The organism is Streptomyces sp. RK9 (assembly GCF_045070545.1).
In the GTDB taxonomy this organism is placed as follows: Bacteria; Actinomycetota; Actinomycetes; order Streptomycetales; family Streptomycetaceae; genus Streptomyces; species Streptomyces alboflavus.
The window spans coordinates 2,222,541-2,246,689 of sequence record NZ_CP173704.1 but is presented as its reverse complement, the minus strand read 5'-3'; the positions used below and the strand labels follow the sequence as shown (position 1 = coordinate 2,246,689).

At 71.7% G+C, this 24,149-nt stretch carries 22 protein-coding genes; 10 read left to right on the top strand and 12 right to left on the bottom strand.

Annotated features, from left to right (window positions below; all coding sequences use genetic code 11):
* Nucleotides 1–48: 48 nt before the first annotated feature.
* On the bottom strand, nt 49–1,290 hold the full coding sequence (ilvA, locus tag AB6L24_RS30320; RefSeq protein ID WP_405660510.1) for a threonine ammonia-lyase: 1,242 nt from the start codon (nt 1,288–1,290) through the stop codon (nt 49–51).
* Nucleotides 1,291–1,435: 145 nt separating this feature from the next.
* Here ilvA and AB6L24_RS30315 point away from each other — a divergent pair, with 145 nt between their 5' ends.
* From AB6L24_RS30315 to AB6L24_RS30305, 3 genes are all read left to right on the top strand, one after another.
* Nucleotides 1,436–1,948 carry a MarR family winged helix-turn-helix transcriptional regulator gene (locus AB6L24_RS30315; protein WP_030362682.1) on the top strand — a complete coding sequence of 171 codons (513 nt, stop codon included), beginning with the start codon at nt 1,436–1,438 and terminating at the stop codon, nt 1,946–1,948.
* A 137-nt stretch (nt 1,949–2,085) separates the two neighbouring features.
* The gene (locus AB6L24_RS30310) at nt 2,086–2,586 is read left to right on the top strand and encodes a sigma factor-like helix-turn-helix DNA-binding protein (protein ID WP_380844790.1); all 501 of its coding nucleotides are present in this window, start codon (nt 2,086–2,088) and stop codon (nt 2,584–2,586) included.
* The gene (locus AB6L24_RS30305) at nt 2,583–2,837 is read left to right on the top strand and encodes a hypothetical protein (protein ID WP_380844787.1); all 255 of its coding nucleotides are present in this window, start codon (nt 2,583–2,585) and stop codon (nt 2,835–2,837) included. The genes AB6L24_RS30310 and AB6L24_RS30305 overlap by 4 nt, the downstream gene beginning before the upstream one ends.
* Nucleotides 2,838–2,935: 98 nt before the next feature.
* Here the strand turns inward: AB6L24_RS30305 and AB6L24_RS30300 are convergent, their stop codons facing one another.
* Entirely contained in the window at nt 2,936–4,090 is a 1,155-nt protein-coding gene (locus AB6L24_RS30300) for a cystathionine gamma-synthase (protein WP_405660507.1), read from the bottom strand.
* 134 nt (nt 4,091–4,224) lie between these two features.
* Between AB6L24_RS30300 and AB6L24_RS30295 the strand changes: the two genes are divergently transcribed.
* The 4 genes from AB6L24_RS30295 to AB6L24_RS30280 all read left to right on the top strand — a co-directional run bounded on the left by AB6L24_RS30295 (nt 4,225) and on the right by AB6L24_RS30280 (nt 7,527).
* Complete coding sequence (locus tag AB6L24_RS30295; RefSeq protein ID WP_405660505.1) at nt 4,225–5,343, top strand: hypothetical protein; 1,119 nt, start codon at nt 4,225–4,227, stop codon at nt 5,341–5,343.
* Between the two features lie 87 nt (nt 5,344–5,430).
* Nucleotides 5,431–6,129, top strand: a complete 699-nt coding sequence (gene msrA / locus AB6L24_RS30290; RefSeq protein WP_405660503.1) for a peptide-methionine (S)-S-oxide reductase MsrA — start codon at nt 5,431–5,433, stop codon at nt 6,127–6,129.
* Between the two features lie 78 nt (nt 6,130–6,207).
* Nucleotides 6,208–6,621, top strand: coding sequence for a hypothetical protein (locus AB6L24_RS30285; RefSeq protein WP_405660500.1), 414 nt, complete (start codon nt 6,208–6,210; stop codon nt 6,619–6,621).
* A 105-nt stretch (nt 6,622–6,726) separates the two neighbouring features.
* Nucleotides 6,727–7,527 (top strand): alpha/beta fold hydrolase, encoded by an 801-nt coding sequence (locus AB6L24_RS30280; RefSeq protein ID WP_405660498.1) that lies wholly within the window; start codon nt 6,727–6,729, stop codon nt 7,525–7,527.
* Nucleotides 7,528–7,588: 61 nt separating this feature from the next.
* Here the strand turns inward: AB6L24_RS30280 and AB6L24_RS30275 are convergent, their stop codons facing one another.
* Nucleotides 7,589–7,975 (bottom strand): VOC family protein, encoded by a 387-nt coding sequence (locus AB6L24_RS30275; RefSeq protein WP_405663442.1) that lies wholly within the window; start codon nt 7,973–7,975, stop codon nt 7,589–7,591.
* Between the two features lie 226 nt (nt 7,976–8,201).
* Nucleotides 8,202–9,254: an NAD(P)-dependent alcohol dehydrogenase gene (locus tag AB6L24_RS30270; protein WP_405660496.1), complete on the bottom strand. Its 1,053-nt coding sequence runs from the start codon at nt 9,252–9,254 to the stop codon at nt 8,202–8,204.
* Between the two features lie 148 nt (nt 9,255–9,402).
* On the opposite strand from AB6L24_RS30270, the gene AB6L24_RS30265 reads away from it, so the two are divergent.
* Nucleotides 9,403–10,314: a helix-turn-helix transcriptional regulator gene (locus AB6L24_RS30265; RefSeq protein WP_405660495.1), complete on the top strand. Its 912-nt coding sequence runs from the start codon at nt 9,403–9,405 to the stop codon at nt 10,312–10,314.
* Nucleotides 10,315–10,342: 28 nt separating this feature from the next.
* Here AB6L24_RS30265 and AB6L24_RS30260 read toward each other — a convergent pair whose 3' ends face one another.
* The 3 genes from AB6L24_RS30260 to AB6L24_RS30250 form a co-directional block, all read right to left on the bottom strand.
* Nucleotides 10,343–10,855 carry a Uma2 family endonuclease gene (locus AB6L24_RS30260; RefSeq protein ID WP_405660493.1) on the bottom strand — a complete coding sequence of 171 codons (513 nt, stop codon included), beginning with the start codon at nt 10,853–10,855 and terminating at the stop codon, nt 10,343–10,345.
* 204 nt (nt 10,856–11,059) lie between these two features.
* Nucleotides 11,060–11,839 carry a group II truncated hemoglobin gene (locus AB6L24_RS30255; RefSeq protein WP_405660491.1) on the bottom strand — a complete coding sequence of 260 codons (780 nt, stop codon included), beginning with the start codon at nt 11,837–11,839 and terminating at the stop codon, nt 11,060–11,062.
* A 15-nt stretch (nt 11,840–11,854) separates the two neighbouring features.
* Nucleotides 11,855–12,259 carry a winged helix-turn-helix transcriptional regulator gene (locus AB6L24_RS30250; protein WP_405660488.1) on the bottom strand — a complete coding sequence of 135 codons (405 nt, stop codon included), beginning with the start codon at nt 12,257–12,259 and terminating at the stop codon, nt 11,855–11,857.
* Nucleotides 12,260–12,284: 25 nt separating this feature from the next.
* Here AB6L24_RS30250 and AB6L24_RS30245 point away from each other — a divergent pair, with 25 nt between their 5' ends.
* Nucleotides 12,285–12,683, top strand: coding sequence for a YybH family protein (locus tag AB6L24_RS30245; RefSeq protein ID WP_405660486.1), 399 nt, complete (start codon nt 12,285–12,287; stop codon nt 12,681–12,683).
* Nucleotides 12,684–12,744: 61 nt separating this feature from the next.
* On the opposite strand, the gene AB6L24_RS30240 is transcribed toward AB6L24_RS30245, so the two are convergent.
* From AB6L24_RS30240 to AB6L24_RS30225, 4 genes are all read right to left on the bottom strand, one after another.
* Nucleotides 12,745–16,092 carry a S8 family peptidase gene (locus AB6L24_RS30240; protein ID WP_405660484.1) on the bottom strand — a complete coding sequence of 1,116 codons (3,348 nt, stop codon included), beginning with the start codon at nt 16,090–16,092 and terminating at the stop codon, nt 12,745–12,747.
* 131 nt (nt 16,093–16,223) lie between these two features.
* Nucleotides 16,224–19,511, bottom strand: a complete 3,288-nt coding sequence (locus tag AB6L24_RS30235) for a S8 family peptidase (protein WP_405663440.1) — start codon at nt 19,509–19,511, stop codon at nt 16,224–16,226.
* A gap of 293 nt (nt 19,512–19,804) precedes the next feature.
* Nucleotides 19,805–21,055 carry an Ig-like domain-containing protein gene (locus AB6L24_RS30230; protein ID WP_405660482.1) on the bottom strand — a complete coding sequence of 417 codons (1,251 nt, stop codon included), beginning with the start codon at nt 21,053–21,055 and terminating at the stop codon, nt 19,805–19,807.
* Between the two features lie 238 nt (nt 21,056–21,293).
* Complete coding sequence (locus AB6L24_RS30225; RefSeq protein WP_405660480.1) at nt 21,294–21,629, bottom strand: hypothetical protein; 336 nt, start codon at nt 21,627–21,629, stop codon at nt 21,294–21,296.
* A gap of 111 nt (nt 21,630–21,740) precedes the next feature.
* Between AB6L24_RS30225 and AB6L24_RS30220 the strand changes: the two genes are divergently transcribed.
* Nucleotides 21,741–22,025, top strand: coding sequence for a hypothetical protein (locus AB6L24_RS30220; protein WP_405660477.1), 285 nt, complete (start codon nt 21,741–21,743; stop codon nt 22,023–22,025).
* A 113-nt stretch (nt 22,026–22,138) separates the two neighbouring features.
* Here the strand turns inward: AB6L24_RS30220 and hutH are convergent, their stop codons facing one another.
* Nucleotides 22,139–23,677: a histidine ammonia-lyase gene (gene hutH / locus AB6L24_RS30215; RefSeq protein WP_405663437.1), complete on the bottom strand. Its 1,539-nt coding sequence runs from the start codon at nt 23,675–23,677 to the stop codon at nt 22,139–22,141.
* Nucleotides 23,678–24,149: the final 472 nt, after the last annotated feature.

Here is a 24,149-nt window from a genome sequence, read left to right as displayed (position 1 = left end):
GTCAGTCGATCTACGTGCCCGACATCAGCCGATCGACGTGTCCCGTCGTCAGCCGATGACCGTGTACCCGGCGTCCCGCAACGCCGTCGCGACCTCCGCGCAGTGCTCGGGCCCCTTGGTCTCCAGGTGCAGCTCCACCTCCGCCTCCGTGAGCCCGAGCCGGGGATCGGTCCGCACATGGCTCACGTCGAGGACATTGGCGTCCACCTCCGACAGCACCCCGAGCAGAGTCGCCAGGGCGCCGGGCCGGTCCGTCAGACGCAGCCGCAGCGACAGATAGCGGCCCGCCGCCGCCATGCCGTGGCGCAGGATGCGCTGCATCAGCAGCGGGTCCACGTTGCCGCCGGAGAGCAGCGCGACGACCGGGCCCTCGAAGGCACGCGGATCGCTCAGCAGCGCCGCCACCGGGCTCGCGCCCGCGGGTTCGACGACCATCTTGGCCCGCTCCAGGCAGAGCAGCAAGGCACTCGACAGCTCGTCCTCGGACACCGTGACGACGTCGTCCACGAGCTCCTCGACGAGCCGGAAGGGCACGTCTCCCGGGCGGCCCACCTTGATGCCGTCCGCCATGGTCACGGGGTTGTCGATCGACGTCGGGCGGCCCGCGGCCAGCGACGGCGGGTACGCCGCGGCGCCCGCCGCCTGCACCCCGACCAGGCGTACGTCCGGGCGCAGCGACTTGACCGCGACCGCGATGCCCGCGACGAGGCCGCCGCCGCCCACGCCGACGACGAGCGTGCGCAGCTCCGGGCACTGCTCCAGGATCTCCAGGCCGACGGTGCCCTGTCCGGCGACGATGTCCGGGTGGTCGAAGGGGTGGATGAAGACCGCGCCCGTCTCGCGCGCGTAGTCCTGCGCGGCGGCCAGCGTCTCGTCGATGACGTTGCCGCGCAGCCGGACCTCCGCGCCGTAGTCCCGGGTCGCCGCGACCTTCGGCAGCGGGGCCCCGGCCGGCATGAACACCGTGGCGCGGACGCCGAGCAGGGAGGAGGCGAGGGCCACGCCCTGGGCGTGGTTCCCGGCGCTGGCCGCGACGACTCCGGCGGCACGCTCCTCGGGCAGAAGGCCGGAGATGCGCACATAGGCGCCGCGGAGCTTGAAGGAGCCGGTCCGCTGGAGGTTCTCGCACTTCAGGTGCACCGGCGCGCCGACCAGCTGCGACAGGTGCCTGCTGCCTTCCATGGCGGTCACCCTGGAGACGCCGACGAGCATCTTCTGGGCGCCCCGTACGTCGTCGAGCGTGACAGCGGGAAGGGAACGAGGAAAGGAGCGAGTCGTGCGGTGGCTCATGACTGCAGTCTCGCAGTTCACGCCCGTCCCCTCCCGGCGTGACCAAGCGGCGAGACGGGTTTGCGCAGCGCCGGTACGGGTAGCGCCCGGGCCGCGTACCCTGTCCCCCAACCCACCACCCTTCCCATGAAGTGAGCCCCCGGCCATGCCCACAACTCCGGACATGACGACCGCCAGCGATCCCGGCCTCCTCGATACGCTGCAGCACCAGGTTGCGGTGTTCGCACGGCGTGCGGAGCAGACCCGCCTCGGCGGCGTCGGACAGGTCCGCAACTCCATGGACCGCGCCGCGTACTTGCTGCTCAACCGCCTCGACAAGGAAGGTCCCATGGGCGTCAAGGCGCTCGCGGCGAGCATGGGCATCGACTCGTCGACCGTGACCCGGCAGGTCGCGCCCCTGGTCGACACCGGCCTGGTCAAGCGCACCTCCCACCCCGAGGACGGCCGTGCCGTCGTCCTCCAGCTGTCCCCGCGCGGGCAGGCCCGCCTGGACGAGGTCCGCTCCTCGCGGCGCGAGCTGATGGCGGAGCTCACGCAGGACTGGGCCCCGGCGGAACGCGAGAGCTTCACCGCGCTCCTCACCCGCTTCAACACCGCGCTCTCGGCGCGGCAGTCCTCCCAGGGGGTACCGGACTCCGTCGCTCCGACCGACTCCTGAGCCCCCGGCCGCGGTACGCCGACCACCGCGGCCGGGCGCCGGGCGGCAGGGTCCGCTCGCGCAGGGCTCTTGACCTGGGCACCGTGCCTGGCCTCAGATGAAACCGAGTCCCCCTACGCCGGACGGCGGGAGGCACGGTGCGAGAGCGGCAGGCCGCCCAACAGGCCCGCCGTGCCCGGGAGTTCCAGGCGTTCGTCGCGGGCGCGGCAGGGCGTCTCCTGCATGCCGCCACGCTGCTCACCGGTGAGCGCCCTGACGCCAACCCGCGCGCGCGGGCGTTGCTCACGGCCGCGCTCGCGTCCACGTACGCCTCCTGGGACAGGCTGCGCGGCGAGGATCCCTACGACCGCACCCGCACCGTCCTCGTCGTCCGCTTCGCCCGGGGCGCCTGGCGGCGGTCCCGCGGACGCGGTGGGCTGCTCGCCCGGCTGTCCCCGCAGGAGCGGCTCGTCGTCGTTCTCCGCCTGTACGAGGGTGTGGCGGAGGAGCAGACGGCGGCGCTGCTCGGCCTCGGCGTGGAGCGGGTGCGGGTGCTGTCGGCGCGGGCCGTCGCCGCGGTGCTGCATCCGCCGCGGGGGCCGGCGCCCGCGCCCGCCATGCCGCCCGGTGCGCCGCTCGGGAAGGCGGCCTCGCCATGAGCCAGCAGGAGCGGCGGGAGGCCGTCGTACGGGGGATGCTCGACGCCGAGGGACCCGTGTCGGTACCGCCCGACCTGCACGCGGACGCGGTGCGGCGCGGGGCCCGGATGCTGCGGCGCCGCACGGTCGTGCGGCGCCTGATGTGGCTGCTCCTGCTCATCGCCGTCATCGCGTTCACCGTCTGGGCGGCGGAGACCCAACCCTGGGTGGAGCCCCCCTCGAACCGCACCCCGCCCCTGACCAGCTGGTAGCGCTGCGGCGGGCCGGGGAGCCCCTGTCCCACCGCTCCCCCGCTGTGGGCGGCCGGGGAGACCCCCGACCGCCCCGTAGCGCCGAAGCGCCCGCGCGCCTAGCCCAGCGCCTGCTGCAGGTCCGCCAGCAGATCGTCCGCCGACTCGATGCCCACGGAGAGGCGCACCAGGTCGGCCGGGACCTCCAGGGCGGAGCCCGCGACGGAGGCGTGGGTCATGCGGCCGGGGTGCTCGATGAGCGACTCGACGCCGCCGAGGGACTCGCCGAGGGTGAAGAGGCGGGCCCGGTCGCAGACCGCGACGGCCGCTTCCTCGCCGCCCTCGACCTGGAAGGACACCATCCCGCCGAAGGACTTCATCTGCTTGGCGGCGACCTCGTGCCCGGGGTGCGAGGCGAGCCCCGGGTACAGCACCTTGGTCACGCGCGCGTGCCGCGTGAGCATCTCGACGACGCGCTCGGCGTTCTCGCTGTGCCGGTCCATGCGGACGGCCAGCGTCTTGATGCCCCGCAGGACGAGCCAGGAGTCGAAGGGCCCGGCGACGGCCCCCATCGCGTTCTGGTGGAACGCCAACTCCTCGCCGAGTCCGGCGTCGTTGACGACGAGCGCGCCGCCGACGACGTCGGAGTGCCCGCCCATGTACTTCGTCATGGAGTGCACGACGACGTCCGCGCCGAGGGCGAGCGGCTGCTGCAGATAAGGGCTGGCGAAGGTGTTGTCGACGACGAGCTTCGCCTCGGCCTCGCGGGCGATCTGGGCGACGGCCTCGATGTCGGTGATGCCGAGCAGCGGGTTGGAGGGGGTCTCCACCCACACGGCCTTGGTACGCGGCGTGAGCGCGGCCCGCACCGACTCCGGGTCGGAGGTGTCGGCGACCGACCACTCCACGCCCCAGCGCGAGACGACCTTGGCGAACAGGCGGAACGTACCGCCGTACGCGTCATTGGGGATGACGACGTGGTCGCCGGGGCCGAGCAGCGTACGCAGCAGGCAGTCCTCGGCGGCGAGGCCGGAGGCGAAGGCGAGGCCGCGGCGGCCGCCTTCCAGGGCGGCGAGGTTCTCCTCCAGGGCGGTGCGCGTCGGGTTGGCGCTGCGGCTGTACTCGTAGCCGCCGCGGAGTCCGCCGACTCCGTCCTGCTTGTACGTGGACACCTGGTAGATGGGCGGGACGACGGCGCCGGTGAGCGGGTCGGCGGTGTTGCCCGCGTGAATGGCGACGGTCTCGAAATTCTGGCTGCTGTGCGAGTCACTCATGCGGCCTGAGCGTAATGCGGCGCGGCCCCGGGGGCCGGGCGGGGCGAGGGGTGGCCCGGGTCGGGCGGCGCGGGTTGACCGGCGGGGACGGCCACGTTGGCCAATTGTCACCGGCGTCTGGTTCGCTTGTACGTATGGAGATTCTCTGGGTCCTGATGGCAGTGGTCATGATCGGGGCGGTGCTCGGGCCGGTCCTGCTGCGCAGGCGCGGCGGAATCCGCCAGGTGCACCCGGGCGCGCCGGACGCGGCGGACCCGGCGAACTACGGCTTCGCACGCCAGGAGGAGCTGGACATCCGCATGCCGGGACCGGACCCGGACCTGATCGAGGTCCTCGACCTGGTGCAGCGCACGCAGGACTGGCGTGCCGCGTCGCAGCTGCTCGCCGGGACAGAGGTGCACGGTGAGCAGCGGTGGCAGCGCGTGCAGGCGTTCGCGGGCGCGGCGTCCCTGGAGCTGGCGCAGCGGCCGGGCGGGGTGAGCGACAACCCGGGCGGGCAGTGGCTGCGGGTGTGGCGTGCGGAGGCGCCGAAGGACGCGGGTGGCGCGGCCGTGCACGCGGAGTTTCTGGTGCAGCAGGCGTGGCGGTCCTCGACGGCCGGGACGGACGAGTTCCGGATCATCCTGGAGGAGGCGAAGGAGGCCTGCGGGCAGGCGGCACTCCTCTCCCCCGGCGACCCGATTCCGTACATCGTCGAGTTGTCGATCGCCCGCGGCATGGCCTATCCGCGCGCGGACTTCGAGCAGCTGTGGCTGAAGATCCTGGACCGCGCCCCGGCCCACATGGGGGCGCATCTGGCGGCGCTGCACTACTGGTGCGAGAAGTGGCACGGCACCCGCGAGGAGGCGTACTCCTTCGCGGAGGCCGCGGCGGCCCGCGCCCCCAAGGGCTCCCTGCTCTCCGCGCTCCCCCTGTTCGCGGTGTACGAGCACCTGCCCGAGGTCAACCTGGTGCGGGGGTTCTACCAGAGCGAGGTCGTCACCAAGGCGATCGAGGGCGCCAAGTTCGCGGTGCACTCCGCCCGCCCGGACGACCCGATGCTGGCCCACGTCCGCCATCTCCTGGTCTTCTTCCTGGTGCGCTGCGAGCGCTGGGGCGAGGCCATGGACCAGCTGATCCACGTCGACGGCCACGTCGGCGCCCTCCCCTGGACCCTGTCCCCCGACCCGGCCGCGGACTACGCGGTCTACCGTGCCCTGGCCGTCGCGGGCTACGAGGCCAACGGCGGCAGCCCCGCGACGCTGCCGCGCTGACCGGCAGGAATGCGGGGCCCGACCCCGGCGTTCCAGTGACGCGCCCCGCCCCACCCCGCCCCACCCCGCCACAAGGAGTGAACCCTCATGATCTTCGGCCGCACGCCCGTCCTCCCCACCCCCGAGGAAGCCCTGAAGGGCCGCGAGACGCCCGAGTTCGAGGTCCCCTCCCGGCACACGGTGCTCGGCAACGCCCTGCTCGGCCCCTACCCCGACGGCCTGGAGGTCGCGGACTTCGGCCTGGGCTGCTTCTGGGGCGCCGAGCGCAAGTTCTGGCAGACCGACGGCGTCTGGACGACCCTCGTCGGCTACCAGGGCGGCTACACGCAGAACCCCTCCTACGAAGAGGTCTGCTCCGGCCTGACCGGCCACACGGAGGTCGTGCGCGTCGTCTTCGACCCCGAGAAGGTCACGTACGCCGAACTGCTGAAGCTCTTCTGGGAGTCCCACAACCCCACCCAGGGCTTCCGCCAGGGCAACGACGTGGGCACCCAGTACCGCTCCGCGATCTACACCCACACCCCCGCCCAGGAGACCACCGCCACGGCCTCCCGCGACGCCTACCAGCAGGTCCTCACGGCAGCGGGCCACAGCGAGATCACCACCACGGTCCTCCCGGCGGCCGACCGCACCTTCTGGCCGGCCGAGGCCTACCACCAGCAGTACCTGGACAAGAACCCCGACGGCTACTGCGGCATCGGCGGCACGGGCGTCAAGCTGGGCGACCCCTTCGAGACCAACTGGGGCGTCTCCTGCCCGACGGGAATCGCCCCGGCCGACGGCTGAACCTGTCGACCGGACGATTTTCGGTCACGCGGTCCGCTTGCCGCATGAATCACCGAGCCGATCGCCACGATTACAGGCATGGCGACTTCGGGGGCAAGAAGCAAGCAGCTCGGTGGCTTGGGGCAGTGGTGGGGCGTCCTGGCGGGCGCCCTGCTCATCGCCGCGTGGGTCAACGAGGCAGCGGGCCCGGCAGTGATCATCACACTGTCCGCCGTGGTCGTCCTCTGGTCCTTCTTCCAAGCGCCGGTGACCTGCGGAGCCCCGGTCCGAGGGCGGAAGGACGGCTGCCGCAACAACGCGACCGGCATCCTCATGGGCTGCCACATCCATCAGCACCGCTGGCAGAAGCTCAAGATGCTGATCCTCCGGCGGCGCGTGCGCGAGTTCTGCTCCGGGCTCTTCTCGGACGGCAAGGCCGCCGTGGTCACCCTGGCAGCGGTAGGCAGCTTCCTGTCCGGGCTGGTGGCGCTGATACCTGGCGTCGCCGTCTGACGGAGGACGCCGCAGCGCAGCGGGATGGTCCCTGCAACGTATCGTTCGATCGCATACGTACCCGTACGCGTCCGTCCCCCCGTGCAGCCCCCGCCAAGGACCCCCATGCCCCACGCCTACGCCCCCGACGGCACCGCCCTGTCCTACGAACTCCGTGGCTCCGGTGAGCCGTTGGTGTTGTTGAGCGGGCAGTCCAACAGTCGGCACTGGTGGGACCCGGTGGTCGAGGACTTCGCCGCCGTGTTCACCGTGGTCACGGTGGACTGGCGGGGTACGGGGGACAGTGATCGGCCCGACACCGACTCCTACAGCACGCGGGGGTTCGCCGAGGATGTCGTCGCCGTGCTCGATGACGCGGGGATCGGGCGGGCGCATGTGTACGGGACGTCGATGGGTGGGCGGGTCGCGCAGTGGTTCGCCGCTGAGTTTCCGGAGCGGGTGGGGCGGCTCGTGCTCGGGTGCACGTCGCCGGGGGCGCCGCACGGTGTCGAGCGCGGGCCCGAGGTGCGGCGGGCGCTCGCGCAGGGCGATCCGGAGGCGGCGCGGCGGGTGCTGCTCGAGCTGATGTACACGCCCGCCTGGATCGCCGCCCAGGAGGCGGGCGGGCGGCGGGAGTTCGGGACCCTCGGCGATCCCTCCATGCCCGCGCACGCCCGCCGCCGCCATCTGCGGGCCAGCGCCCGGCACGACGCGTGGGACGCGCTCGTCAGGATCAAGGCGCCGACCCTCGTCGTGCACGGCGGCGACGACACCTTCAACCCCACCGCCAACGCGCCCCTGCTCACGCAGCGCCTGCCGGACGCCCGGATGCGGCTCGTCCCGGGCGCGCGGCACGCCTATTTCGAGGAGTTCGCGGAGGTCGCCACGCCTCTGGTCCTCGGGTTCCTCCGCGACGGCGAGGCGTGAGGCGAGGGCGGTGCGTGAGGCGGTAGAGAGGCGTGAGGCCGCGTCACGCCGCCTCGCGGAGCTACTCCCCCGATCCGTACGCCCTCGTGATGATCTCCAGCTTGTGGCCGTCCGGGTCGTCCCAGTACACCCCGCGGCCGCCGTCGTTCGTGTTGATCTGGTTCTCCTGCGTGTGGTACGGGTCCGCCCAGTAGGTCAAGCCCCGCTCCTTGATGCGGCCGAAGATCGCGTCGAACTCGTCCTCGGAGACCAGGAACGCGTAGTGCTGCGGGACCAGCGGGCCGCCGTCGCCCTCGTAGTAGTCGAGGGTGACGCCGTTGGGGATCTCCACGGGGATGAACGGACCGTACTGCGGGCTGACTTCGAGACCCAGGATGTCGGCGAGGAACTGCGCGGACGCCTTCTTGTCCGTGGCCGCCACAATCGTGTGGTTCAGCTCGATGGTCATCGTGCGGACCTCCTCGGACTTGCCGTGTTCGACCTGTGTACCTGACATCGACCACGTTATGTCCGGGCGTCCGGGCCGACATCGGTCAGCGGTTCGGCGCGCCCTGCGCATTGCGCCCTAGGCCCCTGGTCCCAGGCGAAATCCGGTCAGGGGGCGGCGGTGGCGCGTACGCCCCAGGCCGCCGGCCCCCAGGCCGCCGGCCCCCAGGCCGGGCCGTCCCACCAGGTCAGATCGTCGCCGCGTCGATCACGAAGCGGTAGCGCACGTCGCTCGCGAGCACCCGCTCGTACGCCTCGTTGATCTGCTCGGCCGAGATCAGCTCGATCTCCGCGCCCAGGCCGTGCTCGGCGCAGAAGTCCAGCATCTCCTGGGTCTCCTGGATGCCGCCGATGCCGGAGCCCGCGAGGCTCCTGCGGCCGAGGATCAGGGAGAAGAGGTTCAGCGACACGGGCTCCTCGGGGGCGCCCACGTTCACGAACGCGCCGTCCGTCTTCAGCAGGCCGAGGTACTTGTCCAGGGGCAGCGGCGCCGACACCGTGGAGACGACCAGGTCGAGGCTGCCCGCGAGCTGCTCGAAGGTGGCGTCGTCGCTGGTCGCGTAGTAGTGGTCGGCGCCGAGGCGCAGGCCGTCGTCCTTCTTGCGCAGGGACTGCGAGAGGACGGTCACCTCGGCGCCCATGGCGTGCGCGATCTTGACGGCCATGTGGCCGAGGCCGCCGAGCCCGACGACGGCGACCTTCTTGCCGGGGCCCGCGTTCCAGTGGGCCAGCGGGGAGTACGTGGTGATGCCCGCGCACAGCAGCGGCGCGGCGACGTCCAGGGAGAGGCCGTCGGGGATGCGGAGGGTGAAGGCCTCGTCGACGACGATGCGGGTGGAGTAGCCGCCGTAGGTGGGCCTGCCCTCCTTGTCGAGGGCGTTGTACGTCTGGATGTTGCCCTGGGCGCAGTACTGCTCGAGGCCCGCCTTGCAGTTCTCGCACTCGCGGCAGGAGTCGACCATGCAGCCGACACCGACGCGGTCGCCGACCCTGAACTTCGTGACGTCGGCGCCGACCTCCGCCACCACACCGGCGATCTCGTGGCCGGGCACCATCGGGAAGATGCCCTCGCCCCAGCCGTCGCGGGCCTGGTGGATGTCGGAGTGGCAGATGCCGGCGTACTTGACGTCGATCAGGACGTCGGACGCGCCGACGGCGCGGCGCTCGATCGTGGTGCGCGCCAGCGGGGCGCCTGCCGCGGGGGCTGCGTAAGCGGGGACGTTCGTGGTCTGTGCGGTCATGCCATCGACGCTGTCACCTGCGCGAAGACCTACCCAGCCCTCCATTGCGCGTACGTCCGGCAGGCCTACCACGGGCCGTCGTACCCCTGCCCTGCCTACCACTGGCAGTGTCAGGCTCCCGCGCCGGCGAGACGGAATACTGGACATCATGGACGACAACGCGCCCACCCCCCGGCGGCAGCCGGAGACCCTCGACCCGCGCGCCGAGCTGAGCGAGTTCCTGCGCACCCGCAGGGCCCGGCTGCAGCCGCACGACGTCGGCCTGCCCAGCTTCGGGCGGCACCGGCGGGTGCCGGGGCTCAGGCGCGAGGAGCTGGCGCAGCTCGCCGGGGTGTCGGTGGCGTACTACACCCGCCTCGAGCAGGGCAACGGCCGCAACGTCTCGGGCGAGGTCCTGGACTCCATCGCGCGCGCCCTGCGCCTGAGCGACGCCGAGCACGCGCACCTCACGCACCTGGCGCGGCCGACCGCCCACAAGAAGAAGAAGGCGACACGGCCCCAGCACCTGCGGCCCGCGGTGCAGCACCTGATGGACGCCATGGACGGCGTCCCCGCCTACGCCCTCGGGCGGCGCTCGGAGATCCTCGGCTGGAACAGGCTGGCGGCCGCGCTCTTCGGCGACTGGGGGCTGCTTCCGCCCGAGGAGCGGAACTGGGCGCGGCTCACGTTCCTGAGCGAGGACATGCGGACGCTGTTCGACGAGACCTGGCAGCAGAAGGCCTCGGACATGGTCAGCTTCCTGCGGATGGAGGCGGGCTGCTATCCGAACGACCCGCTGCTTTCCGCCCTGGTGGGCGAACTCTCCGTGAAGAGCGAGGAGTTCAGGCGGCTGTGGGCCGAGCACGACGTGCGCGAGAAGGGCCACGGCGTCAAGCGCCTGCGCCACCCCCTGGTCGGCGAGCTGACCCTGTCGTTCGAGTCCATGCGCCTGCCCGACGACTACGAACAGACGCTGGTGACGTACCACGCGGAGCCGGGGTCGCCGTCGGCGGAGGGCTTGCAGCTGCTGGCGAGCTGGGGTGTGGACGCGGTGGATCCGGAGCGCCGGAGGGTCCCGTAGGCCCTCCGGCGGGCGGCCGTCCGGCGGGTCAGACGCGGTACCGGGGGAACTTCGCGGTTTCGATGGTCCACGCGCCCATCGGGACGGCGTCGCCGAACTTGTAGCGGCGCGGGTTGTCGGCGTACCGGGGCTCGCCACTGGCCGAGTCGGGGCCTGAGTGCACGGTGACCGTGCCGTCCCGGGGGTCGATGATCACGTAGACGGGAACGCCCATGCGGGGGTAGTCGCGGAGCTTGGTGATGTAGTCGTTGCCGGGGTTCGAGGGGGAAATTACCTCTACGGCCACGGCCACGTCGGGGGCGAAGGTCGCGAAGTCGTCGGTCTGCCGCTGACGGGCATCCGTCGTCAGAATCATGAGGTCTGCTGTGCGGCACAGGCCGAGCCCGGGGTGATGCACGCGGTTCTCGACGGGAGCGATGGCGTCAGCGTCCTGCGAGCGAACCTGGAAGACGACCTCCTGCACGATGTCCGCGTGAGGGTTGGACGGACTCATCATGTGGACTTTGATCCCCTGCTCGCTGATGTCTGCCCGCACACGCATGCCACGCCGATCCGCCTCAGTCACTATGCCGTCAGCGAGGGCACGGAGTTCGTCGTACGTGACTGTCGACCTGTACGGCTCAATCGGCTGCGCACTCATGCTGCGACTCCCTTGCGCGTGTATGGTGCCCGGCCGCGCGGCGGGCCCGTCTTCACGGTACCCGCCGCGCGCCCGCGCCCGCCCGCTCGTTCCCCGACCGAGGGATCAGGGCTGGTACGGCGGCGCCGCCCCCCAGTTCCACAGCGGCACCGGCTGGCTGGCGGGGCGGGCCGCGTCCGGGCCCGAGAAGTAGACCGCGAGCCGCGTGCCCCACTCGACGTACGCGAGGAACGCCGAGCGGAACTCCGCGTCCGTCGGCAGGCCCGCCTCGTCCGCCGCGTCCTGGATGAGGTTCACCCAGCGGCGCCGCTGGGGCTCCGTGATGCCCTTGCCGACGTGCTTGCCGACCATGTGGGCGTGGGCGCCGTCGCCGCCGTTCTCCTTCGAGTACGCCGCGGGGCCGCCGAAGACCTCGCCGAGCCACTGCGCGACGTGCGCGGCGTGCTCGGGCGCGAGGCCCGCGAAGACCGGCGCGAGCAGGTCGTCGGCGAGCACCTTCTCGTAGAAGACCTCGGTGAGGCGGTCGAAGCGCTCCGCGCCGCCCGCCCACGCGTACAGCGTCGGCGTGGAGGCGCCGGACCCGCGCACGGACGTCGGCGTGTAGTGCCGCATCTCCTCGATGTTCTCGACGTAGGGACGGATGTGCGCGAAGAAGTCCTGGAACTGCTGGGAGGATCTGAAGCCCTCCAGGTGGTCTTTCGTGGACGTCCAGGTGATGCGCAGGATGAAGTGCTCGAAGTCCTCCTCGCAGCGCGTGAGTTCGTAGTCCACGCACTGCGGCGCGGCGGCCAGCGGGACGGCGGCGAGGGTGTACGCGGCGAGGAACTCGGCGGCGCGGTCCTCGGGGACGCGGTAGCGGATGTACTCGACGGTGTGGGCGCTCATGGGGCGACGGCTTCCTTACTCCCTGGCGGCCGGGGCCTTGGCGCCCCAGTCCCAGAGTGCTTGCAGGACTTGACCCAACTCCCGGCCGTGCGAAGTCAGCTCATAGGTGACGGCGGGCGGCCAGCCGGGCGTCCGCGTGCGCCGGACGACCCCGGCGTCGGTCAGCTGGGTCAACCGCTCCACAAGTACTTTGTCGGACAACTGCGGGAGGGCGGAGGCCAGTTCGCTGTACGCGTACACGTCACCTGTGAGCAACTCGCGGACCAGGAGCGTCGTCCAGCGCCCCCGCAGCGCCGCAAGGGTGACCTCGACGGGGCACTCGGCGGAGGGCGCGGTGACGCGGGCGCGGGGGTCGTCGGGCAGGCCGGGGCGCGGCTCCCCGGGGGCCGGGGATGCCTGCCTTACCGTTCGGTGAGCCACGGGCGCGCCTCCTACTGTGCCGGTCATGAGCACTTTCATCCTGCCCCAGCGCCCCGAGGACGTCCCGACGGCGTTCGCCGAGCGGTTCAACAGCGGCGACGCCGACGCCGTCCGTGAGCTGTACGAACCCGGGGCCTGTTTCGTCCCCGAGTCGGGTGCCCCCGTGCGCGGCGCCGACGCCATCGCCGCGCAGAACGCCCCGTTCCTCGCCCTCGGCCTGCCCATCTCCGTGACGCCGCGGCGCGTGCACGTCGTGGACGACATCGCGCTCCTGCTCGTCGACTGGGAGATCGGCGGGAAGGTGGCGGCCACCGCCACGGACGTGGCGCGCCGGGGCGCCGACGGGTACTGGCGCTATCTGATCGACAGCCCGTTCGGTGCGGGGCGCCGCGGAGCGGAGGATCAGGACCAGGCGGAGGACTAGGACCCGGGCGGAGGACCAGGACCGGGCGGAGGCCTAGAACCGGGCGGAGGCCTAGAACCGGCTACTTCCCGATGTACGCGTCGCGGATCGTCACCGTCGCCCTGTTCCCCTTCTTGTCCTCGACCTCGGCGCGGAAGGACACCGACTTGCCCGCGGCCGGGTTCCGCACGGGGATCCGGCCGTCGCGGACCGTCGCCTTCTTCCAGGTGCGGCCCCGGTCGTGGGAGACGTACACGGCAAGGGACTTGAGGTTCCCGCCCGCGGCGCTGCCCTGGACCGTCACGGGAACGGACTGGGTGACCCCGGCGGGTACCCGGCTGTCCAGGCCCACCTTCGGCGTGAAGCGGACCGTGGAGGCGGGCAGCCGGACCTCGCCGCTCGCCTTCTGGGAGCGGAACGTCCAGCTCGCGTCGACGCGCGAGGAGACGGGCGCGACGCGCGGGTCCCGCCGTACGGACGTGGTCAGGCGGTAGTCGGCGGCCGCCGCGGGGACCTTGAAGGACTCGTCACCGGAGAGCGGGTCCCTGTTCGTGGCGATCCTGCGGCCGTCGCGGTAGAGGGTCGTCCGCACCGAGGAGAAGACCGACCCGCCCTCGTGCCCCTCGCCGTCGGAGACCACCGGCACGTGACCGGTGATCCTGTCGCCCTCGCGGGAGATCCCGTGGTCGTGCCCGAGGCGCGGCCCGAACACGGCCGTGTTGAACGCCTTCGTGTAGGTCCTGCCCGCCCTGAACGTCTCCGGCGCGAAGAGGAAGTACGTCGCCTCGGAGGCCAGGTCGCCGTTCTCGTTCTCGACGAGCTGGTCGAAGACCGAGTCCCACGCCACCTTGTCCGCGGTGGACAGGTGGAACGTACGGGTGCTGTGGGCGCGCTGCGGCACACTCCAGCCGGAGGCGATCCCGCTGCCGTCGGGCAGCCACCCGTGGACGCCGGCGACGCCCTTCTTGCCCTGGGCCGACGCCCCCAGACGCATCTTCACCGTGGCGAGTTCGCGGGCCTCGTAGTGCTTGGTGTAGCCGGTCGCGAGCCGGTCGGCCCTGCCGCCGACGAGGATGTCGTACTGCTCGTCGTCACCCTTGATCCAGTGCCCGGACCACTGCTGGTGCAGGGAGCCGTCCGTGACCGCGGGGCCCAGGTGCGCGGTGCGCACCTCGGCGAAGGAGTCGACGTTCACTCCCGAGCCCATGTCGTCGGGCAGGACGAGCTGGAGAAAGCCGGACACCTGCCTGGCGTGCCTGTCGGGCACCGTGATGTCCACCGGCTCGGCCCTCCGCGCGTCCACCGTCAGCGTCATGTCCTTGGTGACGTCCAGCTTCGGCCGGGCGAGCCAGTCGACGCCCTTCGCGGCGTCCTGCGGGTCCTGGTAGATCTTGGCGTCGAGGAGGTAACCGCCCCTGGGCACCCGGAGCTCGACCGTTCCGGAGACGTCGTGGACCTCGAAGTCCGCGTCAGCGGCGGGCCCGCTCAGGCCGAGGAGGCCGGACGAGTAGAACCGCGCGGGCTTGCCGTCCCGCCCGACGTACTTGAGCGTCACGTCGAACGTCTCCCCCTCGCGCTGCACCACGGCGGCCGTGCGCACGGACTGGCCGTCGCCCTTCGCCACGACGTACGCGGAGTAGGTGCCGTGCCCCGCTCCGCCGAGCCTGGTGCGGGCCGTCAGGGCGACCGCCGCGCGCCCGCCCGCGGGCACCGTCACCTTCTTGGCGCCGAGCGTGTAGAAGCCGCGCGGGGCCGGACGCCCCTTCGGGTCGGTGGCGGTCACCGAGAGGTCGAGGGTGACGTCCTTCGTACCGAGGTTCCTGTACGTCACCTTCCTGGTGACCGGCTTGTCGTCGGTGTGCGGCCACTTCGGGGCGCCGAGGTTCAGCGACACCGGGTCGGCGACCACCGTCTGCCCGACGGCCCTGTCGACGGCGACGCGCCCGGAGCCCTGCTGGTACGGCGTGTACGTGCCGCCCTTCGCGAACGAGGCGGACGAGGCAGACGAGGCGGACGACGTCAGGGCCCGCTTGAGGTCGGCCGCCGTCCAGTCGGGGTGCCGCTGCTTGAGCAGGGCGGCGGCGCCCGCGACGTGCGGGGTCGCCATCGACGTACCGGAGATCGTCAGATAGCCCTCGGGCTTCTGGCCGACCTCCTTCTCGATCTCGCTGCCGGGGGCCGCGGCGGCCGTGATGCCGACGCCGGGCGCGGTCACGTCGGGCTTGACCGCGCCGTCACCGGCGCGCGGCCCTTGGCTGGAGAAGCCCGCGAGCTTGTCCTTGCCGTCGACCGCGCCGACGGTGAGCGCCGCGTCCGCGCTGCCCGGTGAGTCGATGGAGCCGCGGTAGCCCTCGTTGCCCGCCGCGACGGCGAACAGGACGCCCTTCTCGGCGGAGATCGTGTTGACGGCCTCCTCCAGCGGGTCGACGCCGATGTCGTCGGCGCCGCCGAGGCTCAGGTTCACGATGTCGGCGCCCTGCGCGGCCGCCCACTCCATGCCCGCGACGATCCCGGAGTCGCTGCCCCTGCCGTCGTCGTCCAGGACCTTGCCGTTCAGGACCCTCGCGCCCGGTGCGACGCCCTTGAACGTCCCGCCCGACTTCGCCCCCGTACCGGCCGCCGTGGACGCGACGTGCGTGCCGTGCCCGACGCGGTCCTCGGTGTCCGGCGAGGGCGTGAAGTTCCTGGCCCCGACGACCTGCCCCTTCAGGTCCGGGTGCGTGGCGTCGACGCCGGTGTCCAGGACGGCGATCCTGACGCCCCTGCCGTCGTACCCGGCGCCCCACGCCTTCGGGGCGCCGATCTGCCGGACGCTCTTGTCCAGGCTCGCCCTCCGCGTCCCGTCCAGCCAGACGCGGCTGACGCCGGACGCGGTGCCGCGCTTGCCGGTGAGGGTCTTCCAGAGGGCCGCCGCGTCCCGCTTCGGGGTGGTCACGGCGTCCGCGTTCAGGGACGAAAGGGTGCGGCGGACGGCGGTGTCGCCCGCCGCGCGGACCCCGGCCCTGGCGCCGCGCGCGCTGCCCTCGTAGCCGACGATCAGCTTCAGGCCCTCGCCCTGGGCCCGCCGGTTCGCCCGGCTCGTCAGCTCCGACACGTCGAAGAGCCGCTGGTCGACCTTGCCGTCGGCGATGAGCCGCTCGGCGTCGTACGGCAGGACGAGGGCGTGCCCCCGCACGGTCCTGGTGCTCACGGGGATGCGCTCGCGCCCCTCGGCCGGCACGAAGCCGACCAGGCGGCCCCTGCCGTCGACGGTGACCCGGTCGCCGGTGACGAGGGTCAGCCGGTGCACGGCCCCGGCCTGCCCGGACGCCCGTTGGTGGCCCCGGGGCTGTGCCCCGCCGTCCGCTCCCGCCGACGCGGGCCCGACCACCCCCGCCGCGAGCAGCGCGGCGACCACGGCCGCGTACGCCTTCTTCCTGTGCTGTCGCAAGATTCCCCCTGCCGTCGAAGTGTGTTCCGGAAAACGGGAAGCGGCTCCCGGGGCCTGTCGGGCCCCGGGAGCCGCTCCTCACACTCCTTCAACTGTCCGCGGGAATCAGGTGGGTTCCCCCGGCGGGAAGGTCACTTCCCGTAGTACGCGTTGTAGATCGAGATCGTGGACTTGTTGCCCTTCTTGTCCGTGATCTTGGCGTGGAACGAGATCCCCTTGCCCTTCTCCGGGTTCTTGACCTCGACCTTGCCGTCGGTGACCTTCAGCGGGTCCCCCCAGTGCTGGCCGTAGTCGTAACTCACGTAGAAGTGGAGCGACTTGAGGTTGTTCCCGGCCGCCGCGCCCGTGACCTTCAGCGGCACCGACTGCTTGGCGCCCGCGGGGGCCCGGCTGTCGAGGCCGACCGCCGCGTCGACGCGCACGCCGGAGACGGGCAGCTTCGTGGCGGAGGCGGTCTTCTTGGAGCGGAACGTCCAGCTCGCGTCGACCCGCGTGGAGGCCGCGGACACGGCCACCGAACGCTTCACGGACGTCGACAGCTTGTACTCGGCGTCACCGGCGGGGACCGTGAACGGCTTTTCGCCGGTCAGCGGGTCGTCGTTGGTGCCGACCTGGGTGCCGTCGCGGGTCAGCGTCGTCTTCACCGAGGTGTAGAGCGAGCCGCCCGCGTGGGTCTTGCCGTCGGCGAACACCGGCAGATAGCCCCTGAGCTTGTCGCCGTCGCGCACGACGCCGAACTCACCGCCGACGCGCGGCCCGATGACGGCCGTGTTGAACGTCTTGGTGTACGTCTTGCCCGCGGCGAACGTCTGCGGCTTGCCCAGCGTGTACTGCGCGTCGATGATCGGCCAGCCGTCATCGCCGACGCCGCCGCGCTGCTCGTACTCCAGGCCCCACTTGACCTTGTCGTCCGTGGAGACGTACAGGGTGCGGGTGCTCGGCGCCTTCTGCGGGGCGCTGAAGCCGGTGGCGCTGAAGCTGCCGGGGAGGCGGCCGTAGCCGGTGACCGTGGCCTGCTTGCCGCTGGAGGACGCGCCGAGGCCCGCCTTCACGGTGGCGAGGTCGGCGTCCTTGTACTCACGCGTGAAGCCGGTCGCGAGCTTCTTCACGGGGCCGCCGGCGACGGTGCTGTACTGCGCCTTCTCGCCCTTCGTCCAGTGCCCCTCCCACTTCTGCAGCAGCGAGCCGTCGGTGACCTGCGGGCCGAGGTGCGCGCTGCGCAGACCGGTGTAGGAGTCCAGCCACCAGCCGAAGCCGTAGCCGTTGCCGCCCGCGGTGATCTCGTAGCTGGGCGAGGCGAACACGGACTTCGCGGCGGACGACGGCACGCTGATGTCGACCGGCTTGGCGGTGCGGGCGTCCACCGTCAGCGTCGCGTCCTTGGTGACGTCGAGCTTCGGCTGCGCGATCCAGTCGGCGCCCTTGGTGAAGTCCCGCGGGTCGACGAGGACACCGGCGTCCAGGACGTAACCGCCCTTGGGCACCCGGACCTTGGCGGTCCCGGACTCGTCGAACACCGGGACGAACTGATCCTCGGCGAGCCCGGAGAGGCCGACGAGCGAGGTGTTGTAGTGCTTCGCGGGCTGTCCGTCGCGGCCGATGTGCTTGACCGTCAGGTCGTACGACTCGACCTCGCGGTCGACCGCGGCGGCGGTGCGGACGCTCTGGCCGCCGCCGTTCGCCACGATGTACGCGGAGTAGGCGCCGTCGACCGTCCCGCCGAGGCGCGTGTCGGCCGTGACATCCACGGAGGCCGTGCCGCCCGCGGGGACGGTGACCTTCTTCGCGCCGAGCGTGAAGAACCCGTCCGGCGCGGGATTGCCCTTCGGGTCGAGGGACTCGGCGGTGAGGTCGAGGGTGACCTCGTCCTTGCCGAGGTTGCGATAGGTGACCTTCTTGGTGACCGGCTTGTCGTCGGTGTGCGGCCACAGCTGGGTGCCGAAGCTGACCGACACCGGGTCGGCGATCACCGTCTGCTTGATGGCCCGGTCGACGGCGATGCGGCCCGAACCCTGCTGGAACGCCGTGTACTTGCCGCCCTTGGTGGACGCGGTGAGGGCGCCCTTGAGCTCCGGCTGCTTCCAGTCGGGGTGCTGCTGCTTGAGCAGGGCGGCGGCGCCCGCGGCGTGCGGGGTCGCCATCGACGTACCGGAGATCGTCAGATAGCCCTCGGGCTTCTGGCCGACCTCCTTCTCGATCTCGCTGCCGGGCGCGGCGGCCGCCGTGATGCCGACGCCGGGCGCGGTCACGTCCGGCTTGATGGCGCCGTCCCCGACGCGCGGGCCCTGGCTGGAGAAGGGCGCCAGCTTGTCGTTGTCGTCGACCGCGCCGACGGTCAGCGCCGCGTCCGCGCTGCCGGGCGAGCCGACCGAGCGGGGCGAGCCGTCGTTCCCCGCGGCGATGGCGAAGAGGATGCCCTTGTCGGCGGAGACCTTGTTGACCGCGGCCTCCAGCGGGTCGACACCCGGGGTGTCACCGCCGCCGAGGCTGAGGTTCACGACGTCCGCGCCCTCGGCCGCGGCCCAGTCGATGCCCGCGATGATGCCCGAGTCGTCGCCGGAGCCGGTGTCCCCGAGGACCTTGCCGCTGAGGACCTTGGCGCCGGGCGCCACGCCCTTGTACGCGGCGTTCTTGGCGCCGGTGCCCGCCGCGATGGACGCGACGTGCGTGCCGTGCCCGACGCGGTCCTTGGTGTCCGGCGAGGGCGTGAAGTTCTTGTCCCCGACGACCTGCTCCTTCAGGTCGGGGTGAGTCGCGTCGACACCGGTGTCCAGGACGGCGATCTTGACGCCCTTGCCGTCGTACCCGGCCTCCCAGGCCTTCGGGGCGCCGATCTGCTTCACGGACTTGTCCAGGCTGGCCTTGCGCACCCCGTCGAGCCAGACGCGGCTGATGCCCGCGGCGGTCGTGCGCGCGCCGTCCCGCTCGGCCGTCAGGGCCTGCCACAGCTCGGCGGCGTCCCGCTTGGGGGTCTGGACCGCGTCGGCGTTGAGGGTCTTCAGGGTGCGGCGGAGCTTGGTTCCGCCCGCGTCGCGCACCTCGGCCCTGGCCGCGCCCGCCGCGCCCTTGTAGCCGACGATGACCTTCAGGCCCTGCTTCTGTGCGGTGCGGTTGGCCTTCTTGCTCAGCTCGGTGACGTCGAACAGACGCTGGTCGAGCGTGCCGTCGGCGATCAGACGCTGGGCGTCCGCCGGTACGACGAGGATGTGGCCGTCCCGCTGGGTGGTCCGCACGGGTATCCGCTCACGGCCCTTCGCGGGGTCGAACGCGATGGGGCGCCCCGAGCTGTCGAGGGTGACGCGGTCGCCGGTGAGCAGGGTGACGTGGTGGCGTACCGGCACCCTGACCTCGTCGGCCGCGGTGCCTGTCGTGCGGCCCTGGCGGGCCGCGTCCGGGTCGGCCTGCGCCGGGCTGGTCATGCCCGCCGCGAGTGCCACGGCCGCGGCGGTGGCGACGGCGGCAGCGGCCGCACGCCGCGCTGCGACCGGTCTCTTCGCTTTCTGTACTTGTCTGAGCAAGTTTCCCCCTCAAGGTGAAAGCACTGAGTCACGCAGTATGTCGAGGGGGACGATATCTGCTCAACTATGAGACAGAAGTGATTAGTTGGTGTTGTTGGCCGGTTCAACATGGTGCCGCAACACCACGGACACGACGATGGCCCGCACCCCGGTGGGGTGCGGGCCACTGCGCGTGGGCGAAAGGGGTGCGCCGGTCAGACGGCGGAGCCCGCCTTCCACTGCGCCCAGCTCATGTTCCAGCCGTTGAGGCCGTTGTCCGGAGCGATCGTCTTGTCGCCGGTGTTGCGGACGTCCACGACGTCACCGGTGATCGAGTTGTTGAAGAACCAGGCACCGGGCTTCGACTTGTCGCCCGCGCCCTTGGCGTCCTGAAGGCCGATGCAGCCGTGGCTGGTGTTCGCGTTGCCGAAGATCGACGGCGAGCCCCAGTAGTTGCCGTGGATGAAGGTGCCGGAGGAGGACAGGCGCATGGCGTGCGGCACGTCCTTGATGTCGTACTCGCCCTTGCCGTCGTTGTCCGTGAAGCCGACGGTGGCGCCGTTCATCCGGGTCTCCTTGAACTTCTCGGAGATCACCATCTTGCCGTTGTACGTCTTGTTCTCCGGCGAGCCCGCGGAGATCGGGATGGTCTTGACGACCTTGCCGTCCCGCATGATCTTCATCTGCTTGGTCTTGGCGTCCACGACCGAGACCTGGTTGCGGCCGATCTTGAAGGTGACCGTCTTCTGCTGGACGCCGTAGACACCCTCCGCGCCCTCGACGCCGTCGAGGTTCAGCTTCAGGGTGACCGTGGAGTTGCCCTTCCAGTAGTCCTGGGGGCGGAAGTCCAGGCGGTTGCCGCCGAACCAGTGCCCGACGACCTCCTGGCCGCTGCTGGAGGACACCTGGATCTTGGACTGCACGGACTTCTTGTTCGTGATCGCCTTGTCGAAGTTGATCGACACCGGCATGCCGACGCCGACCGTCGAGCCGTCCTCCGGCGTGAAGCTGCCGATGAAGCTGTTGGCCTTCGAGACTGTGGTGAACGAGGAGTTCTCGTGCGCCTTGCGGCCCTCGGAGTCCTTCGCCGTCACCGCGATCTTGTAGGTGGTGGCGCGCTCCAGCTGGCCGCTGGGCTTCCAGCTCTTCTTGTCCGCGGATATGTCGCCCGCGACCGCGGCGCCGCCCTCCGCCTTCATGACGACACTCGTGAGCGTGCCCTCGCTCACGGTGACCTTGGCGTCCTTGTTGATGCCGGTGTTGTCGGAGCCGTTCTTCGGCGCGATCTCGATCTTGGCTTCCGAGGTCTTCTCGGCCGCCGCCTCGTCGACCTGGTTCTGCGACTTCTTGCCGCTGCCCGAGCCGCCCTTGTCGCCGCCGTCGTCGCTACAGGCGGAGAGCACAAGCACCCCGCCGACCAGGGCGGACACGGCCATCAGACCCCTGCGCCGCTTACTGTCCGTCATTACACGCTTCTCCATCGTCGCCGAATCCCCAAGACCCCGCGGGTCCCCCCGTAACCCCGCCTAACGCCTTGCCCGGTGCATCCCGTTCCATTTCTGCCGAAGATGTGGTGAACGCCACGTCGGCGGTGCGGCCGGGACGGCCGTGCGTTCAGGAGACGACTGAGCCCCGGGCGGCGGTTGCCGCCCGGGGCTCCCCATTTCAGAAAGCGCTTCCCGGGGCGCTGTACGCCCGCCGCGGCTACGGCTCGTCGCCGTCCTCGGCGTCATCATGCTCGTCGGGGTCCCAATCCGGCGAATCGGGGTCGTAGTCGATCACCTCGCTGCTCCAGGAGGCCTGGGTCAGCTCCACGCCGGGGATGTCGCCGACGAGGTCCACGGGGTCCACGAGGTAGGCGAGCGCCTCCGCGTCGTCCTCCTTCACCGTGGCCTGGGCGTGCGCCCGCTCGTCCTCCGGCATGTACGTGTCCCGGGCGATGCGCCCGAGGGCGGTGGAGCGCAGGTCCTCGGGTCCTTCGACCTCGACCACCAATTCGACGCGCAGTCGCACAAAGCGTGATGTCTCGTCCGTACTCATACGCCGGAGCGTACGGCCCGGGACCGGCGCGGCTTTCCCGCGACCCGCGCCTTTCACTAGCATCGCCCCAGACGGCCAATTCGCCAGCTCCACAAGGGGGATCCGTTTCCCGTGATCGCACGTCGACCGTTGCTGACCGCAGCCGCAGCCGGGGCCCTGCTCGGCGCCCTGTGGTTCGTCCCCTCCGCGAAGGCGACCGCGTCACCGGGCTCGCCCGGCGACATCGCGCGCCACTCGGCGAGCTCGACGCACGAGACAGCCCACAGCGACGACCGCCTCGCCGACTCCGGCGGCATCGACACGACTCCGTACGTGGCCGGTGGCACGGCGTTCCTGGGCCTGGGTGCGGGGTTCGTCCTGTACTCGGTGCGCAGGGAGCGGGCGGAGATGTACTGAGCCCTCGCCGGGCCCACCTGGGACCGGCCGGGCCTTGACGGACCCGTACGGCGTGTGGCCCCGACTCCGGGTACGTCCGGAGCGGGGCCACACGCCGTACTGCTGAGATCAGGTCAGGCCAGCGGTCCCGTGACCTGCTCCACGGCCGCGACGAGCCGGCCCTCGCGGACGAAGGTGTCGGCGGCGGCCAGGTCCGGGGCCAGATAGCGGTCGGGGCCCGGACCCTCGACGCCCGCCTTGCGGACGGCGTCGATGGCGGCGCGGCTCGCGGGGGCCGGGGTCAGGCCGGTGCGCAGCTCGATCGCGCGGGTGGCGGCGTACAGCTCCACGGCGATGATCCGGTTGAGGTTGCCCACGGCCGTACGCAGCTTGCGCGCGGCCGACCAGCCCATGGAGACGTGGTCCTCCTGCATCGCCGAGGACGGGATGGAGTCGGCGGAGGCCGGGACGGCGAGCCGCTTCATCTCGCTGACCAGGGCGGCCTGCGTGTACTGGGCGATCATCAGGCCGGAGTCGACGCCCGCGTCGTCCGCGAGGAACGGCGGCAGGCCGTGGCTGCGGTTCTTGTCGAGGAGGCGGTCGGTGCGGCGCTCGGCGATCGAGCCGAGGTCGGCGGCGGCGATGGCGAGGAAGTCCAGGACGTACGCCACGGGGGCGCCGTGGAAGTTGCCGTTGGACTCGACGCGGCCGTCGGGCAGCACCACGGGGTTGTCGACGGCGGAGGCCAGCTCGCGCTCGGCGACCGTACGGGCGTGCGCGAGGGTGTCCCGGCCCGCGCCCGCGACCTGCGGGGCGCAGCGCACCGAGTACGCGTCCTGCACGCGGGGCGCGTCGTCCTGGTGATGGCCCGTCAGGCCCGAACCGGCGAGCACGGCCAGCATGTTGGCGGCCGAGGCGGACTGGCCCGGGTGCGGGCGGATCGCGTGCAGCTCGGGGGCGAGGACCTTGTCGGTGCCGAGCAGCGCCTCCAGGCTGAGGGCGGCGGTGACGTCGGCGGACTTGTACAGCGTGTCGAGGTCGGCGAGGGCCATGACCAGCATGCCGAGCATGCCGTCGGTGCCGTTGAGGAGGGCGAGGCCTTCCTTCTCGCGCAGCTCGACGGGGGCGATGCCGTGCGCGGCGAGCAGTTCGCCCGCGGGCTTCAGCTCTCCGTCCGGGCCCTCCGCCTCGCCCTCGCCCATCAGGGTCAGGGCGCAGTGGCTGAGCGGGGCGAGGTCGCCGGAGCAGCCGAGGGAGCCGTACTCGTGGACGACCGGGGTGATGCCGGCGTTCAGGATGTCGGCCATGGTCTGCGCGACCTCGGGGCGGACGCCGGTGTGGCCCGAGCAGACCGTCTTCAGGCGCAGGAACATCAGGGCGCGCACGACCTCGCGCTCCACCCGCGGGCCCATGCCGGCCGCGTGCGAGCGGACGATGTTGCGCTGCAGCTGGGCGCGGAGGTCCGGGCCGATGTGGCGGGTGGCGAGCGCGCCGAAGCCGGTGCTGACGCCGTAGACGGGGTCCGGCTTGGCCGCGAGGGCGTCCACGATCTCGCGGGCCGCGGCGAGGGCGGTGACGGCGTTCTCGCCGAGTTCGACGCGGGCGTTGTGTCGGGCGACGGCTACGACGTCCTCTGCGGTTGTGCCGGTGGTTCCCAGCACCACGGTCTGCATATCCATATTCAGGGAGCCTACGCACTGAATCGCCTCGTGTCACGAGTCCGTCTGCCCCGGGTGCCCCACCGCTCCGCGCCGGGGATCCCCACCCCTCCCCCAAGCTCTCGACTTCGCTCGAGCAGGGGCCCCCATCCCGTTTCCAGTCGACCGTGGGCTTCTGGCCGCCTGTGCCACGGCCGGTCCGTCGGCGGCTGCGGGCCGTCGGCCCTTTCGCCGCTCCGCGGCGGGATACCCCACCCGCCCGCCCGTTTCCAGCCCACCGCGGGCTTCTGGCCGCCTGTGCCACGGCCGGTCCGCAGGCGGCTGCGGGCCGGCTGCGCCGGGCGCGGCCTCCGCGCCTGCCCCCGTTGTCGCAACCGCTGTGGGCAATCGTTCCGCAGGGCGGAACGGGTGGGCACAGCCCCAGTCCGACGGTTCCCTTGATGTAGGCAGAGGGGCACGGCGCAGGCCAACGGCGACCTTGCACCCG